The sequence below is a fragment of the Acidisphaera sp. L21 genome, from assembly GCF_009765685.1.
Taxonomy (GTDB): Bacteria; Pseudomonadota; Alphaproteobacteria; order Acetobacterales; family Acetobacteraceae; genus LMUY01.
The window spans coordinates 337,660-351,604 of sequence record NZ_LMUY01000145.1 but is presented as its reverse complement, the minus strand read 5'-3'; the positions used below and the strand labels follow the sequence as shown (position 1 = coordinate 351,604).

Annotated in this window: 17 protein-coding genes and 1 tRNA gene; 10 read left to right on the top strand and 8 right to left on the bottom strand. The window is 66.9% G+C overall.

What is annotated here, in order from left to right; genetic code table 11:
- Together GSQ76_RS28220 and GSQ76_RS28215 are read left to right on the top strand one after the other, a co-directional pair.
- Nucleotides 1-294, top strand: a 294-nt coding sequence (locus tag GSQ76_RS28220; protein WP_158747373.1) for a zinc-binding dehydrogenase, incomplete at its 5' end; no start/stop codon positions are given.
- Nucleotides 295-360: 66 nt separating this feature from the next.
- Nucleotides 361-1,380, top strand: coding sequence for a D-2-hydroxyacid dehydrogenase (locus tag GSQ76_RS28215; RefSeq protein ID WP_158747372.1), 1,020 nt, complete (start codon nt 361-363; stop codon nt 1,378-1,380).
- A gap of 11 nt (nt 1,381-1,391) precedes the next feature.
- Here the strand turns inward: GSQ76_RS28215 and GSQ76_RS28210 are convergent, their stop codons facing one another.
- Together GSQ76_RS28210 and GSQ76_RS28205 are read right to left on the bottom strand one after the other, a co-directional pair.
- Nucleotides 1,392-2,621, bottom strand: a complete 1,230-nt coding sequence (locus GSQ76_RS28210; protein ID WP_158747371.1) for a class I SAM-dependent methyltransferase — start codon at nt 2,619-2,621, stop codon at nt 1,392-1,394.
- Between the two features lie 2 nt (nt 2,622-2,623).
- Nucleotides 2,624-3,415, bottom strand: coding sequence for an NAD(P)-dependent oxidoreductase (locus tag GSQ76_RS28205; RefSeq protein ID WP_158747370.1), 792 nt, complete (start codon nt 3,413-3,415; stop codon nt 2,624-2,626).
- On the opposite strand from GSQ76_RS28205, the gene GSQ76_RS28200 reads away from it, so the two are divergent.
- Together GSQ76_RS28200 and GSQ76_RS28195 are read left to right on the top strand one after the other, a co-directional pair.
- Entirely contained in the window at nt 3,414-4,832 is a 1,419-nt protein-coding gene (locus GSQ76_RS28200) for an amidase (RefSeq protein WP_254070678.1), read from the top strand. The genes GSQ76_RS28205 and GSQ76_RS28200 overlap by 2 nt on opposite strands.
- A 63-nt stretch (nt 4,833-4,895) precedes the next feature.
- Complete coding sequence (locus GSQ76_RS28195) at nt 4,896-6,587, top strand: methyl-accepting chemotaxis protein (protein ID WP_158747369.1); 1,692 nt, start codon at nt 4,896-4,898, stop codon at nt 6,585-6,587.
- Here GSQ76_RS28195 and ltnD read toward each other — a convergent pair.
- The 3 genes from ltnD to pip all read right to left on the bottom strand — a co-directional run bounded on the left by ltnD (nt 6,584) and on the right by pip (nt 9,138).
- Nucleotides 6,584-7,486 (bottom strand): L-threonate dehydrogenase, encoded by a 903-nt coding sequence (gene ltnD / locus GSQ76_RS28190; RefSeq protein WP_158747368.1) that lies wholly within the window; start codon nt 7,484-7,486, stop codon nt 6,584-6,586. The two genes, GSQ76_RS28195 and ltnD, sit on opposite strands and share 4 nt — an antisense overlap.
- 78 nt (nt 7,487-7,564) lie before the next feature.
- Nucleotides 7,565-8,107, bottom strand: coding sequence for a DUF4142 domain-containing protein (locus GSQ76_RS28185; RefSeq protein WP_158747367.1), 543 nt, complete (start codon nt 8,105-8,107; stop codon nt 7,565-7,567).
- 77 nt (nt 8,108-8,184) lie between these two features.
- The gene (pip, locus tag GSQ76_RS28180; protein ID WP_158747366.1) at nt 8,185-9,138 is read right to left on the bottom strand and encodes a prolyl aminopeptidase; all 954 of its coding nucleotides are present in this window, start codon (nt 9,136-9,138) and stop codon (nt 8,185-8,187) included.
- Nucleotides 9,139-9,196: 58 nt separating this feature from the next.
- On the opposite strand from pip, the gene GSQ76_RS28175 reads away from it, so the two are divergent.
- From GSQ76_RS28175 to GSQ76_RS28155, 5 genes are read left to right on the top strand one after another with little or no spacing between them, the layout of a single operon-like run.
- Complete coding sequence (locus tag GSQ76_RS28175) at nt 9,197-9,562, top strand: DUF423 domain-containing protein (protein ID WP_174247412.1); 366 nt, start codon at nt 9,197-9,199, stop codon at nt 9,560-9,562.
- Nucleotides 9,552-10,493, top strand: coding sequence for an SAM-dependent methyltransferase (locus GSQ76_RS28170; RefSeq protein ID WP_158747364.1), 942 nt, complete (start codon nt 9,552-9,554; stop codon nt 10,491-10,493). Before GSQ76_RS28175 ends, GSQ76_RS28170 begins: the two co-directional genes overlap by 11 nt.
- 28 nt (nt 10,494-10,521) lie before the next feature.
- Entirely contained in the window at nt 10,522-11,157 is a 636-nt protein-coding gene (locus GSQ76_RS28165) for an MBL fold metallo-hydrolase (RefSeq protein ID WP_158747363.1), read from the top strand.
- Nucleotides 11,158-11,168: 11 nt separating this feature from the next.
- Nucleotides 11,169-11,837 (top strand): methyltransferase domain-containing protein, encoded by a 669-nt coding sequence (locus tag GSQ76_RS28160; protein ID WP_216851327.1) that lies wholly within the window; start codon nt 11,169-11,171, stop codon nt 11,835-11,837.
- The gene (locus GSQ76_RS28155; protein WP_158747362.1) at nt 11,838-12,314 is read left to right on the top strand and encodes an Lrp/AsnC family transcriptional regulator; all 477 of its coding nucleotides are present in this window, start codon (nt 11,838-11,840) and stop codon (nt 12,312-12,314) included. It abuts the gene before it with no gap.
- A gap of 33 nt (nt 12,315-12,347) precedes the next feature.
- Here GSQ76_RS28155 and ppa read toward each other — a convergent pair whose 3' ends face one another.
- Complete coding sequence (gene ppa, locus GSQ76_RS28150; protein ID WP_158747361.1) at nt 12,348-12,869, bottom strand: inorganic diphosphatase; 522 nt, start codon at nt 12,867-12,869, stop codon at nt 12,348-12,350.
- A 110-nt stretch (nt 12,870-12,979) separates the two neighbouring features.
- Between ppa and GSQ76_RS28145 the strand changes: the two genes are divergently transcribed.
- Nucleotides 12,980-13,053, top strand: a tRNA-Ile gene (locus GSQ76_RS28145).
- Nucleotides 13,054-13,081: 28 nt separating this feature from the next.
- On the opposite strand, the gene GSQ76_RS28140 is transcribed toward GSQ76_RS28145, so the two are convergent.
- Together GSQ76_RS28140 and GSQ76_RS28135 are read right to left on the bottom strand one after the other, a co-directional pair.
- Nucleotides 13,082-13,426, bottom strand: a complete 345-nt coding sequence (locus tag GSQ76_RS28140; protein ID WP_256367030.1) for a DUF86 domain-containing protein — start codon at nt 13,424-13,426, stop codon at nt 13,082-13,084.
- Nucleotides 13,426-13,782 carry a nucleotidyltransferase family protein gene (locus tag GSQ76_RS28135; RefSeq protein ID WP_216851326.1) on the bottom strand — a complete coding sequence of 119 codons (357 nt, stop codon included), beginning with the start codon at nt 13,780-13,782 and terminating at the stop codon, nt 13,426-13,428. The genes GSQ76_RS28140 and GSQ76_RS28135 overlap by 1 nt, the downstream gene beginning before the upstream one ends.
- Between the last annotated feature and the right edge of the window lie 163 nt (nt 13,783-13,945).

Sequence of the window (13,945 nt, the reverse complement as noted above, 5' to 3'; positions counted from 1 at the left end):
CGGGTTTTGGGGCGGATCGTGAATGTTGGCAGGCTGGGCGGGGCCGTGGGGGAGTTCGACTTCGACCTGCATGCGGCGCGGCGGATCTCGTATATCGGGGTGACGTTCCGGACCCGCAGCATCGAGGAAGTGCGAGAGATCAACCGGGTGATGCGGGCGGATCTGTGGGAGGCGGTGGAGGCGGGGAAGCTGCGGCTGCCGATCGACCGGGTGTTCCCGCTGGAGCAGGCGAACGAGGCGCAGGCGCATATGCGGGCGAACCAGCATTTCGGCAAAATCGTGCTGACGGTATGAGCCAGCCATCTTGCTGGGGGGCACGGGCTGTGCTCCCCACGGGCATCATTCGTTAGGGGCGCGACCATGCCGACATTGTTCATCACCTCGCCGCTGGAGCCGGAGTATGCGGCGCGGATGGCGGGGTTGGATCCGCGGTTGACCGTGGATTACCAGCCGGATCTGTTGCCGGTGGCGCGGTTCCCGGCCGACCATGGCGGGGCGCCGTTGACGCGGACGGCGGAGCAGCAGGCGCGGTGGAAGGCCGGGTTGGCGGGGGCGGATATTCTGTGGGGCGTGCCCTCCGCCGTTGATGGCGCGCATGCCACGCGGGTGCAGTGGATCCAGGGGACCAGCACGGGGGTGGGCCCGGCGGTGGCCAAGCTGAACCGGCCGGATTTGCACGTGACGACGGCGCGCGGGGTGCATGCGCGGCCACTGGCGGAGTTCGTGTTCATGGCGCTGCTGGCGCATTTCCGCGGGCTGGCGGCGCTGCGGGCGGACCAGAAGATGCATCACTGGCGGCGTGGTTGCGTCGAGGAGATCGCGGGCAAGACGCTCGTGATCCTGGGCGCTGGGGATTTGGCGCGGGGGTGCGCGCGGATTGCCCGGGCGTTGGATATGCATGTGGTGGCGGTTGCCCGGGACCCGGGGCGGGATCGGGTGCATGCCGGGTTGTTCGACGAGGTGGTGGCGTCCAGCGCGCTGCATGCGGCGATGCGGCGGGCGGATGCGTTCGTGATCACCGTGCCGTTCACGCCGCTGACGGACCGGATGGTGGATGCGGCGGCGCTGGCGTGCCTGCCTCGGGGGGCGGCGTTCGTGAATATCGGGCGGGGTACGGTGGTGGACGAGGCGGCGCTGGTGGCGGCGTTGCGGTCGGGCCAGGTGGGCTACGCGGCGTTGGATGTGACGGCGGTGGAGCCCCTGCCGGAGGACAGCCCGCTCTGGGATATGCCGAACGTGCTGATCAGCCCGCACTCGGCCAGTACGGTGTCGACGGAGAACGCGCAGATCGTGGACATCTTCGCGCATAATCTGCAGCTATGGCTGGATGGCCGCCGCAGCGAGATGCGGAACGTCCTGGACCAGGTGAAGCTATATTAGGAGCAACCGAGCTAGGATCGACCGAACAAGCGGCCCAGCAGGCCGGGCGGCTTGGTTTCGGGCGGCGGCGTCACCGGGACGATGACGGGGGTGCTGCCCTTGGTTTCGAACCAGGTGACGAACTCGGCCACCAGGTCGAACACCAATTCGGCGGGGAGCGCGGGCGGGGTTGGGAGAGTGAAGGCAATTTCGACTGTCTGCCCGGGGTCGATTGCGGTGCCGGAGAGTTTGACCCGGCCATAATCCGACCCGGCGTTCGCGCCGCGCAGCTTGACGCCGAGGGACACGCAACCTGCCTCGTTGCCCGAGGCGCGCCAGCGGACGTGGCCGGTGTTGGTGACCTTGGCGCGGCCCTGCAGGGTGTCGGGGCCGACCGAGGTCAGCCATATCTTGAACTCGCCAGCCAGGCCTTCGCCGTGGCGGCTGTCGAACACCTGCTCGCCCTTGTCCAGGGAGAAGATGCGCAGGTTGGCGGCGCCGGCGACGATGGTTTCCAGCACGGCGGCGGTGTCTTCGGGCGTCGCCTTGCCGGTGCGGATGCGGTTGTAGCTGTCCAGGGTCAGTCCGGCGGTGACGGGGGTGGCGGGGGCGATGCGCAGGCCGGAGAAGCCGAGGGGTTCGGCGCTTTGCCAGATCGTTTCCAGCACGATGTCGTTTTCGATGACGTCGTGGTGGCGCATCTCGTATTGGGATTGGGCGGCCTTGGAGTGGTCGGGACCGGGTTCGTGAAACACGACGCGGCCGCCGTCGCGCAGGACGCGGTAGAACTCCTTCAGGGTGGCGGCCTGGTCGGCGACGTGGTGGAACGAGTCGAAGCAGACAATGCGGTCGACGCTGTCGTCGTCGAGCGGGATGGTGATGCCGTCGAAGCTGCGCCAGTCGACCGACAGGCCGGTGGCGACAGGATCGGCCTCGAAGGCGCGGCGGCCGATGGCGAGGGCGGCGGCCGATACGTCCATGGCGATCGGGCGGCAGTCGATATAGGCCAACGCCTTGGACAGCCAGCCAGTGCCAGCGCCGAAATCCAGCACGACCGCGCCGGGGAACAACTGCAGGCGGCTCAGGATCTCCGCCACGCCGTGCATGTTCGCCTGGGTGTCGCGCAGGCCGAAGAACGGCTTGCGCAGCAGCAGCGGATTGTCGGGCATGGAGGCGAAATAAGCGTCCGCCCGGGAGACGTGTTCGGCCGCGGAGTAGCGGGCGATCAGGTCGCGGACGTCGATAAGGGCGTCATCGGGCATGTTCAGCGGGCCCGGGTGTAGTCCATGGCGCAGTATCCGCCGCCCTGGTGCCGTTCGACCACCGGGTCGTCGGTGACCTTGCCCGCGACCTTGCCGGCGAAGATGTCGGCGGTGTCCTGCGGCACCCAGCCGAGGTCAGCGCGCGCGTCGTCGCCCCAGTAGGTGGCGGCGTTGGCGGAGTTGCCCCAGACGATGCAGCAGCCGGTCTTCGGCGCCACGATGCAGCAGACCATCAGCCGGCCGAGATCGGCGTAGGACAGCCAGGTGGACAGCATTCGCACATCCGCCGGTTCCGGAAAGGAGGAGCCGATGCGGACGGAGACGCTCTCGACCCCGTGCTTCTCCCAATACATGCCGCCCATGAGTTCGCCGTAGGCCTTGGAAAGACCGTAGAAACTGTCGGGCCGCAGAGCGCAATCTGCGTCCAGTTTGTTGGAGCGGGGGTGGAAGCCGATGGCGTGATTGGAGGATGCGAAGACGACCCGGGCCTTCGCTTTGCGCGCGGCCTCGTAGATGTTGTGCAGGCCGACGATGTTCGGGCCTAGCACGACGTCAAACGGATGCTCGGTGGAGATGCCGCCGAAATGCAGGATGGTGCTGCAGCCGTCTGCCAGGGCGGTGATTGCCGGGGCGTCGATGAGATCGGCCTGGGTGAAGACGGCGCGCGGGGGCAGCGCATCGGGGAAGGGCGCGATGTCGGTCAGGCGCAGGGTGTATCCGGCCTCACCCAGGATGCGCGTCAGTTGGCGACCGAGCGCGCCGGATGCGCCAGTGAGCAGGATTGGTGCTGTCATGATGCCCTCCCTAGGCGGCGGTAAACTCGCCTGGGCTTGTGCGACGGTCAATGGGGCGGCAGGCTCCCGCCCCATGCAAACCCTCATCGAACTGGCCGCCGCGCTCGACGCCGGCCGCACCACCAGCCGCGCCCTGGTGGAGGACTGCCTCGCCCGCATCGCCGACCCGGCGGGGGAAGGTGCGCGCACCTTCATCACGGTGCAGGCCGAGGCGGCGCGCAGCCAGGCGGATGCGGTCGATTCGCTACGACGCCATGGACGCGCGCCGGGGCCCTATGCGGGCATTCCCGCCAGTCTGAAGGATCTGCTGGATGTGGCGGGCGAGGTGTCGACCGCCGGGTCCGTCGTGCTGGCGGGAGCGCCGCCGGCGAAGGCGCATGCCCCGGTGGTGGCGCGCATGTTGGGCGCCGGATTCGTGCCCATGGGGCGGACCAACATGACCGAGTTTGCGTTTTCCGGTTTGGGGATCAACCCGCATTATGGAACGCCCGCTAGCCCGTGGGACCGCGCAACCCGGCGCATTCCCGGGGGTAGTTCGTCGGGGGCTGCGGTGTCGATCGCGGATGGTATGGCGTTCGCCGCGTTGGGGACGGACACTGGTGGGTCGTGCCGGGTGCCGGCGGCGTTGTGCGGGGTCGTGGGGTATAAGCCGACGGCACGACGGGTGCCGATCACCAGCGTCATTCCGCTGTCGTTCAGCCTGGATTCGGTCGGGCCGCTGGCCAATAGCGTGACGTGCTGCGCCATCGTGGATGCGGTGCTGGCGGGTGCGACGCCGGTCGCTCCCCTCGCCCGCTCGCTCGCCGGGGTGCGGCTGGCGATGCCGGACCGGATCGTGACCGACGGGATCGACGCGCCGACGGCTGCCGCGTTCGAGCACGCTTTGGCAACGCTGCGGACTGCCGGGGCGACCATCGAGATGGTGCATTTCGCGGCGCTGGACCGGATCGGCTCCGCCACCGCGCGCGCCAGCATCGCGGCCTGCGAGGCCTATGCGTGGCACCGCAAGCTGCTGGCCAGTGGGGCGGATCAATACGATCCACGCGTGCGGGCGCGGATCGAGGGTGGGGCTGCCGCGTCGGCCGCCGACTACCTCGACTCGATGGCGGCGCGGCATTCGATCGGCATCGAAATGGCCGCGGCCACGGCGCCTTACGATGCCGTCATCATGCCCACCGTGCCGACCGTTCCGGCGCCTATTGCCGCGTTGGAGGCGGACGAGGCGGCGTATCTCCAGGTTAACGCGCTGATGCTCCGTAACACCGCGATCGGCAATTTCCTCGACCGCTGTGCGATCAGCCTACCGTGCCAGCGCGCGGGCGAACCGCCGGCCGGGCTGATGTTAATGGGCCAGGCTATGGGTGATGTGGCATTGTTCCAGTTGGCGGCCGGCGTGGAGGCTGCAATGGCTTCATAATCGTCATGCGGTGACGCCAGCCCGTTTAACGCGTCATAAATCTTCACTGGGCATGTTTAATGGATGGTACCCAAAAGGCGTACAATCGGCATCCGGGGCATCGTCGCGATCGCCCTCTTTGCCATCCTGGCATGCACGGGCGGACTGGGCGTGCTGTCGTTCATGCAGTTGCACATGATCGACCAGACCGCGGCCTCGTTGCGTCGCAACCTGTTGCCGACCGTGGAGACCGCGGGGCGGCTGGCGCGCTCGGCCGAGCAGGCGCGCAACAGCCAGGCCATGTTGTTATTGGACTTACCGGAAGCGGATCAGCACGAGGCGGTTGCCGATATCGCGCAGAAAAGCAGTTTGGTCGAACAACAACTCCGCGCGCTGGAGCCGTTGCTGGGCACGGCGGATGGGCAAAAGCGGCTGACTGATATTCGCATCGATTGGCGGCATTATGCCGAGCAGAGCGCGCAGTTCGGCGAATTCGTGCGAACGCGCGCCCTGTCCAATGCGAGCCAGATGCTGGGCATCGAGTTGGCGAGCACGATGAACAGGCTGCGGTTCGATATCGCTGGGCTCATCGAATCGATCGTTACCGCCTCCAACCTGCAGGTGCAGGTGGGCGAGGAGGCTGGAGAGCAGACGCGGACCTTCATCGTGATGGGCAGCGGCGCGGCGGTATTGGTGGTGATTGCCACGGGCTTCCTGCTCAGCCGGCGGCTGGTGCAGCCGATTCTGGAAATGACCGCCTCGGTGCAGCGTATGGCGCAGGGCGATCTGGACGCGAAGCTGCATAGCAGCCGCCGACGGGACGAGATTGGCGCGATGACGTCGGCATTGGTCATCTTCCGCCGTGCCATGTTGGAGGAGCGGCGCATGGCGCAGGAGCGATCCAGCGCGGCGCTGACAGACAAGGCGCGCGTGCAACGTATGGCGGCGTTGGCCCAGGCATTCGAGGGAACGGTGGACGAGTTCTCCGCGGAGATCGGTACCGCGGCCGAACAATTAAGCCAAACGGCGCGCGACCTGGACCGAAGTGCGACAGCGGTGATGACGCAGACCGAAATTGCCCGGATGCATGCGACCGAGGCGAATGGTGACACCGTGAGCGTGGCGGCGCGGGCCGAGGAACTGACCGCCTCGATCGGCGAGATCCGGCAACAGGCCGAGGAATCGGCCGGTATCGCCAACGCCGCGAGCCGGGAGGCGCAACGGACCACCCATATCGTGACGGCCCTGGCCGCGAGCGCCAGAGCGGTGGGTGACATCGTTCAGTTGATCGACGCGATTGCCGCAAAGACGAAGATGCTGGCGCTGAATGCCTCGATCGAAGCGGCCCGCGCGGGCGATGCCGGGCTGGGCTTTGGCGTGGTCGCTGGGGAGGTGAAGGCACTTGCGTTGCAGACCAAGCGCGCCACGGAGGAGATCGGCGCCCATGTCCGCCGCATGCAGACCGCCACCACCGAGGCAGTGACCGCGATAGAGGGCGTGGTGCAAGTCATCGGCCGCACCAGCGACATCTCGACACTGACCGCCAACGAGGTGGAGCAGCAGGACCGGGTGATCCGCGACATCGCCGGCCGGGTCAGCCGCGCCAGCCAGGGCACGCGGAAGGTGGACAGCGCCATCGGGGCGCTGAGCCAACAGACCAGCGGCACCAGCGCGGCGGCAACCCAGGTGCTGGATGCCGCCGGCGAACTGAGCCGGCAGATCAACACGCTGAAGAACCACGTTGGCAGCTTCCTGACGGAAGTGCGGGCGGCCTAGCCCTCGCTGGTAGGTTCGCCCGGTAGATCGATCCCGGCCAGGGCTTGCCAAACACGGATGACGAAGGCGTCGTCGCGAGCACCGTGGCCGGCGGCGGATGCGGCCAGAAACAATTGGTGCGCCGCCGACGCCATTGGCAGCGGGAAGGTCAGCGCCCGGGCTTGGTCCAGCACGATGCCGAGGTCCTTGACGAAGATGTTCACCGAGGAGAGCGGGGTATCGTCGCCGGCCAGGATGTGCGGCACGCGATTCTGCCACATCCAGGAACTGCCGGCGGAACTGCAGATCACATCGTAGAGCGTCTGCGGATCTGCCCCGGCGCGGATACCCAGAGCCAACGCTTCCGCCGCGGTCGCGATATGCACACCAGCGAGCAGTTGATTGACCATCTTCACCGTGCTGCCGACGCCCGGCGCGTCACCCAACTGCCAGACCTTGCCGGAGATTGCCTGCAGCACTGGCTCGGCCGCGGTGAACGCCTCGGGTGACCCGGCAGCCATTACCGTCATCTGCCCGCCCCGTGCGCCCACGGCGCCACCGGACACGGGCGCGTCCAGGAACAGATGCCCGGCAGATGCGATTTTTTCGCCGAGGATGCGCGCCGCGGCGGGGGCAACGGTCGTGCAACACAGCACCACCGCACCTGGCGCCAAGACGCCGATGCAGCCGGTATCGCCAAACAGCACTGCCTCTGCCTGGGCCGCGTTGACCACGAACACGATCACGGCGTCGCAGGCGCCTATTTCGGCAGGGGTGGCGACACCTTGGCCGCCGGCGGTCTGCAATTCGGCCCAGGCCTCGGGCCTGGTGTCGCAACCCATCACCGCGTGCCCTGCTTGCTGCAGGTTCAGCGCGGCGCCCATCCCCATCGAACCCAGCCCGATAACACCGACCTTCATGTTCGCTCCCCCTTCAAACGCAGACGGGGGGCAGGATTGCTCCTGCCCCCCGTCTGATCGACGTTAGCGCGTTTTGGCTTAGCCGCGCATGCCGGAGATCTGGCGAGCCATGCGGAGATGCTGCTGGATGGTCGGCAGCGTGCTGGTGGCAAAGGCCTTCAGGTCGGCGTCCTGGCCGTTGGCGATTTCGGCCTGGTAGACCTGCACGGCAGCCACGTGGTCGGCAACCTGGTCGCGCGTGTACAGATGATCGAATGCGGCCGGGCGGGCGGCGTTCAGCGCAGTCATCTGGTCGGTCGCCATCTGCGGCACGGTCGCGTCGGGCGTCACGCCCTTGCTCTGGGCGATCGTCATCAGTTGCTGCGTGGTCTTGGTGTGCGCATCGACCATGGTGGAAGCGAACTTCTTGACGCGAGCGCTGCGCGCCTTCGTGGCGGCCAGCTGGCCTTCCTGCACTTCGGCGGCATCGCTGCCGGCAGCGGCGTTCACGAAGGTCTGGTCGGCGGTGGATAGTGCGGGCGGCGGCGGCGCAGCGGCAATCGGGGCCGGCGGCGGATTGCTGGCGCAGGCGGCCAAGGGCAACAGGGCGGCGGCGAACAGCCAGCGAGCGGAACGGGGCATCGGGAGAATACTCCTAGAAGGGCTAGTATGAGACCGCCCAACGCCATGCGAGGCAAATCGTTCACACCAGCTTATGTTCATCGTGCATGGCGGAACCGCTCCACCGCGGCAACCAGCGATCTGCGAATACCAGGTTCCAGTGCGGAGTGACCGGCATCCGGGATCACCGTTAGCCGGGCGGAAGGCCAGGCAGCGGCGAGTTCGAACGCAGTACGGGGCGGGCAGACCATGTCGTAACGGCCCTGCACGATCTCCGCCGGCAAGTGGCCGATGCGATGCATGCGTCCCAGCAGTCCCTCCGGGGGCAAAAACAGGTCATGGGCAAAATAATGCGCCTCGATCCGGGCGAGGCCGAGTGCGGTGCGGTCCTGCGCGAAGGAGGCGACGGTGTCGGGGCTGGGCAGCAGGGTGGAGCACGAGCCCTCATACACCGACCAGGCGCGGGCGGCGGACATGTGGATCGCCGGGTCGGGATGGTTCAGCCGGCGCAGATAGGCGGCGAGGATATCGTTTCGCTCGCTCTCGGGGAGGTATTGGACGAATTGCGCGTGCGCGTCGGGGAAGATCGCCGCTAGGCCGTGCAGGAACCAATCGACCTCCGACCGGCGGCCCAGGAACACGCCGCGCAGTACCAGACCGGACACGCGGTTGGGGTGCGCCTGGGCGTAGGCCAGCGCGAGAGTGGAACCCCACGAGCCGCCGAACAGCAGGAATTTCTCCAGGCCGAGATGGCGCCGCAATTGCTCGATATCGTCGACCAGGTCGTCGGTGGTGTTGGCGACCAGGCTGCCGAGTGGGCGGGAGCGGCCGGCGCCGCGTTGGTCGAACACCACGACGCGCCAATAGGCCGGGTCGAAGAACCGGCGATGCACGGCGCCCGCCCCGGCACCGGGACCGCCGTGTAGAAACAGCACCGGTTGGCCTCGCGGATGGCCCACCTGCTCCCAATACATGACGTGGCCGCCGGAGACAGGCATGTAGCCAGTCTCGAACGGACCGATTTCAGGAAAGAGGTCTCCACCGCGCGGCATTGGGCGATGATATCGCGGCTATTGGCCGGGCGGAACATGCATGAGGAGGAATTGCGTATTGTATCGGCTATGGATTGGATTGGCCGGCCTATTTGGCGCGGCGGCAGTCGGTATGGCGGCCGCGGCGGCGCATGCTTTGGCCGGGCTGTCGCCAATGGCGCTGCATGTCGTGGAAAGCGGCATTCAGATGCAGGGCTGGCACGCGCTGGCATTGCTGGGCTGCGGCATCTGGTCGCGCGCGCGCGGAGGGCTGGCGCATTGGGCCGGGGCGGCCTTCGCGTTGGGCACCCTCCTGTTTTGCGCCGCGGTGTATTCGTTCGGCTTGGCGGGCGTTTCGCTGGCAGCCGTCGCGCCCACCGGCGGCATCCTTTTGATGCTGGGCTGGTTGTTGCTAGCCGCATCGGCGATCCGCCGTGATCGGTAGCGCCTATTTCGCCGCCGACGGGTTCGAGGCGGTGCTGGCGGAGGAATTGGCCCGGGCCGGGATCACAGTGACGGACTGGCATGGCCGCCTGGCGCTGTCGCCCGACCCGCCCTACCCCAGCATCTGGGCGCTTGATGTATGGACGGCGCCGATGGAATCGCCGGCACCCTCGGTGAAGGCCGCGGCCGACGCGTTGCGCGCGATGCAGCGCAATTGGGCCGGGTATGCCGCCGGGCACCACCGCCGATCCGCCCTGATTACCGAGCGGCTGCCGCCGGTGCGCGCCCGGCCTTTGGTGTTTCCGGAACCGGCACCGACCTCCCATCTCGGCGCCTGGACGCTGCTGGCGCCCGACCGGTTGCTGGCCAGCCCGACCAAGACCAGCCCGTTCCCAAATGGCGAAGTGGCGTTCGTGGAGGACCGCGCTGGCCCGCCTTCCCGCGCCTATCTGAAGCTGTGGGAGGCTTGCACGCGGCTCGGCGTGTATCCACAGCCGGGTGAGACCTGCTTGGACCTCGGCGCATCCCCCGGCGGATGGACCTGGGCGTTGGCCCGGCTGGGCGCCAGCGTCACCGCGATCGACCGCGCGCCGCTGGACCCGGCGGTCGACGCCATGCCGGGCGTAACCTGGCGGGAGGGCAGCGCCTTCACCGTGGAACCCTTCCCCGTCGACTGGCTGTTCAGTGACGTGATCGCCTACCCGGCCCCATTGCTGGCGATGGTGCAGCGGTGGATTGGCGCCGGCCAGGTTGGCCGCATCGTGTGCAGCGTGAAGCTGCAGGGGGAGACGGACCACGACGCCATCGCCGCCTTCGCCGCCATTCCAGGCAGCCGGCTGATGCACCTGCTGCACAACAAGCACGAGCTGACTTTCATCTGGTCCGCCCCCGGCCGTTCGCCCGAAGTTTGCCCGCAGCCCGACGGCGTCTAGGCTGGTGGCGTTCGCTCCGGAGCCCGCCATGAAGATCGCCGTCCTTCCCGTGACACCTTTCCAGCAGAACTGCGCCATCCTTTGGGACGAGGAGACGATGAAGGGGGCCGTGATCGACCCCGGCGGCGAAGTGCCCCGCATCCTGGCTGAGATCGAGCGGTTGGGCGTGATCGTGGAGCGGATCGTGCTCACCCACGGTCATATCGACCATGCGGCCGGTGCTGCGACGCTGCGGGACGCGCTGGCTGGTATCCCGATCGAGGGTCCGGACGAGCGCGACCGCTTCCTGCTGGACGGGCTGGAGGCACAGGGCGCGAAGATGGGCTTCCCCGAGGCCCGCAACGTGACGCCCGATCGCTGGCTGGTGGAGGGCGAGACGGTGGCGATGGCGGGGGTCTCGTTCGACGTCCTGCATTGCCCGGGGCACACGCCGGGCAGCCTGGTGTTCGTCAATAAGCCAGCGCGCTTCGCCCTGGTGGGGGACGTGCTGTTCCGTGGCTCGGTCGGGCGGACGGATTTCCCCTATGGGAATTCGGAGCAATTGATCACGGCGATCGAGACCAAGCTGCTGCCGCTGGGCGACGATGTGGTGTTCCTGTGCGGGCATGGCCCCGGCTCCTCGATCGGGGCGGAGCGGGCGACCAACCCGTTCCTGCAGCAGTAGCGCACCGCGCCATGTCCCAACCGATGGATTCCGTGGCGGGGCTGCCCCAGCGCGCGCTGGAAAAGGCCGACCCCACGCCCGATTCGCAGTTCTACCGTGCGCCACGCATGGTCACCCATATCGACGACGCGGCCATCGCGGCGGTCACCGAGCTGTACCGCAACACGCTTCCACCCGGCGGCACCATCCTGGACCTGATGAGCAGTTGGGTGAGCCATTTGCCGCCCGACATTCCCTACGCCCAGGTCATCGGCCACGGCATGAACGAGGCGGAGTTGGCCGCCAACCCGCAGTTGACCCAGCATTTCGTCCAAGATCTGAACGCCGACCCGGCATTGCCTCTGCGGGCTCGCAGCTTCGATGGCGCCTGCCTCTGCGTGTCCGTCCAGTACTTGCAGGGCCCGGTGAGCGTGCTGCAGGAGGTGCTGCGCGTGCTGCGACCAGGCGCGCCGCTGGTCATCACCTACTCCGACCGATATTTCCCGACCAAGGCGGTGGCGATCTGGCAAGCGCTGGGGGTGGCGGACCGGCAGAAACTGGTGACGCTCTACTTGACCCAGGCTGGGTTCGAATTGATCGACACGGGAGAGATTCTGGCCGAGGAGGGTGATCCGCTCTGGGCCGTGGTCGGCCATGCTCCGCAATCCGAAGCACCGCACGACCTGGCGCTGGAGGACTAGATGGACCGCACGGACCGCAAATTACTGGCGCTGCTGCAGGAAGACTGCACCCTGTCGATTGCGCAGCTGGCCGAGCAGGTGGGGCTATCCGCCACGCCATGCTGGAAACGCATCCAGCGGCTGGAGACGGAAGGCATCATCGAGCGCCGGGTTGCCCTGGTGAACCCGGAACTCGTGGGGCTGGGCCTGACGGTGTTCGTGGCGATCGAGGCCGGCGATCACTCGCCAGAATGGCTGGAACGCTTCGCCACCGCGGTCGCGACCATGCCGGAGGTGATGGAGGCGCACAGGATGGCCGGCGATGTGGATTACATGTTGCGGGTCGTCACCACCGATCTGCGGTCATACGACGCGTTCTACAAACGTCTGATCACCGCCGTGGGGCCGAAGAACGTCAGCAGCCGTATGAGCATGGAGCGGGTGAAAGCCACCACTGCGCTACCCCTGCCACCGGCGGAGATGAAAACCGCCCGCTAACCAGCGCCGCCCTCGGGCGGCGCTGGTTAGCGATTACTTGGCGGCAGCGATGGCTTTCAGGATGACGGCCTCGGCGGCGGCCTTGTCGGCCCAGCCGGTGACCTTGACCCATTTACCGGGCTCCAGATCTTTGTAGCGGGTGAAGAAATGCTCGATCGCCTTGACGGTGATTTCGGGCAGGTCCTCGATCTTTTGCACGGTCTTGTAGAGCGGATGGATCTTGTCGTGTGGGACGCAGATGATCTTCTCGTCCATCCCGCTCTCGTCTTCCATCATCAGCATACCGATGGGGCGGGCGCGGATGACGGCGCCGGGCACGACCTCGGCCGGGGTGAGCACCAGGGCGTCCGCCGGGTCGCCATCGTCGGCGAGGGTGCCCGGGATGAAGCCGTAGGCGGCTGGGTAGGCCATCGGTGTGAAGAGGAAGCGGTCGACGAAGATGGCGCCGCTGTCCTTGTCGACCTCGTATTTCACGGCCGAGCCCTGGGGGATCTCGATCACGACGTTGATGTCGTGGGGCGGCTCCTTGCCGATAGCGATCTTGGCGACGTCCATGATGGTTCCCGAAGGTTGGAAATAGGAGGGGTTCGAAAGTGGGCGGACCCTAGCGATGGGGCTGATCCTTGCCAAGGCAGGGCAGGTCAGGGCATGGAAAGGCCGCGTGTGCGCCTGTAGCTCAGTTGGTTAGAGCGGGCCGCTCATAACGGCTTGGTCGCGGGTTCAAGTCCTGCCGGGCGCATACGCGATTTGGCCCGATCGAGTAGCACTCAATCGATCTCAGCCAAGATCGCCCCAATGGCAAGGCGCAGTTCTGGTCCGTAGTATGTCGCGACGATCCAGATGATATCCTGGTCGACCGATGAATAGTCGTGCGCGAGGATGTTCCGGAACCCGACGGCACGATGCAGATTGGGCACTACGGCGGCGCCTTCCGGATCGGTCCGCCGCAGAACGGACAATGCCTCCCCGGTGATTTCGAGCTGACGCTCTACAGCACTTTGGATGGCTTCATCTTCCAGGTAGTCGTCGAGCGTGCGTCCTGCGACGAAGCGCGCCACCTTGTCCAGCGCCCGCGCCGCATCCCATAGTAGCACGACCGACCGAGGCAGCATCAGCTTCGGGTGAAGAGACGCTGGTGGTTTTTGTCGATCGACCGGCGCAAGTACGGGTTCCTAATCGAACGGTCAGTCAGCAAATCGACGCGGCGGCCGAATAACTGCTCCAACTCGTCGTGCAGGGCGAAATACGCATCGGCGCGGCCGGATCCCGGCAGGTCGATGAACTCGACCACAAAGTCCAGGTCGCTGCGCGACGGGTCGAAATCACCCGAATTGGCCGATCCGAACAAATCCAGGAAGAGAACACCGTAACGCGAGCAGAGCGCCTGAATGGCGGGCAGGGCTTCCTGTGGCATGATTGTCGACGCCGAGGTCTGCTGGCGCTCCGGGACGTCGTACGTCGCTTGCATGGTTCGATCATCGCACATTCAGACCCGGCCGCGAAACAGCATTCGGTTGCCGTTCGCGCGCGACGCTCCTAAACCACTGCCTCGCCGCATGCCTGAGAGGGGACCGCCATGGCAGCCTACCAATACGCCTACGTCATGAAGGACCTCACCAAGGCCTATCCGG

Bases quoted from the DNA above. Each gene is read 5' to 3' on its own strand.
- GSQ76_RS28215 (WP_158747372.1), top strand. From the start codon at position 361: ATGCCGACATTGTTCATCACCTCGCCGCTGGAGCCGGAGTATGCGGCG.
- GSQ76_RS28210 (WP_158747371.1), bottom strand. From the start codon at position 2,621: ATGCCCGATGACGCCCTTATCGACGTCCGCGACCTGATCGCCCGCTAC.
- GSQ76_RS28200 (WP_254070678.1), top strand. From the start codon at position 3,414: ATGATGCCCTCCCTAGGCGGCGGTAAACTCGCCTGGGCTTGTGCGACG.
- GSQ76_RS28205 (WP_158747370.1), bottom strand. From the start codon at position 3,415: ATGACAGCACCAATCCTGCTCACTGGCGCATCCGGCGCGCTCGGTCGC.
- GSQ76_RS28195 (WP_158747369.1), top strand. From the start codon at position 4,896: ATGGTACCCAAAAGGCGTACAATCGGCATCCGGGGCATCGTCGCGATC.
- ltnD (WP_158747368.1), bottom strand. From the start codon at position 7,486: ATGAAGGTCGGTGTTATCGGGCTGGGTTCGATGGGGATGGGCGCCGCG.
- GSQ76_RS28185 (WP_158747367.1), bottom strand. From the start codon at position 8,107: ATGCCCCGTTCCGCTCGCTGGCTGTTCGCCGCCGCCCTGTTGCCCTTG.
- pip (WP_158747366.1), bottom strand. From the start codon at position 9,138: ATGCCGCGCGGTGGAGACCTCTTTCCTGAAATCGGTCCGTTCGAGACT.
- GSQ76_RS28165 (WP_158747363.1), top strand. From the start codon at position 10,522: ATGAAGATCGCCGTCCTTCCCGTGACACCTTTCCAGCAGAACTGCGCC.
- GSQ76_RS28160 (WP_216851327.1), top strand. From the start codon at position 11,169: ATGTCCCAACCGATGGATTCCGTGGCGGGGCTGCCCCAGCGCGCGCTG.
- GSQ76_RS28155 (WP_158747362.1), top strand. From the start codon at position 11,838: ATGGACCGCACGGACCGCAAATTACTGGCGCTGCTGCAGGAAGACTGC.
- ppa (WP_158747361.1), bottom strand. From the start codon at position 12,869: ATGGACGTCGCCAAGATCGCTATCGGCAAGGAGCCGCCCCACGACATC.
- GSQ76_RS28140 (WP_256367030.1), bottom strand. From the start codon at position 13,426: ATGCTGCCTCGGTCGGTCGTGCTACTATGGGATGCGGCGCGGGCGCTG.
- GSQ76_RS28135 (WP_216851326.1), bottom strand. From the start codon at position 13,782: ATGCAAGCGACGTACGACGTCCCGGAGCGCCAGCAGACCTCGGCGTCG.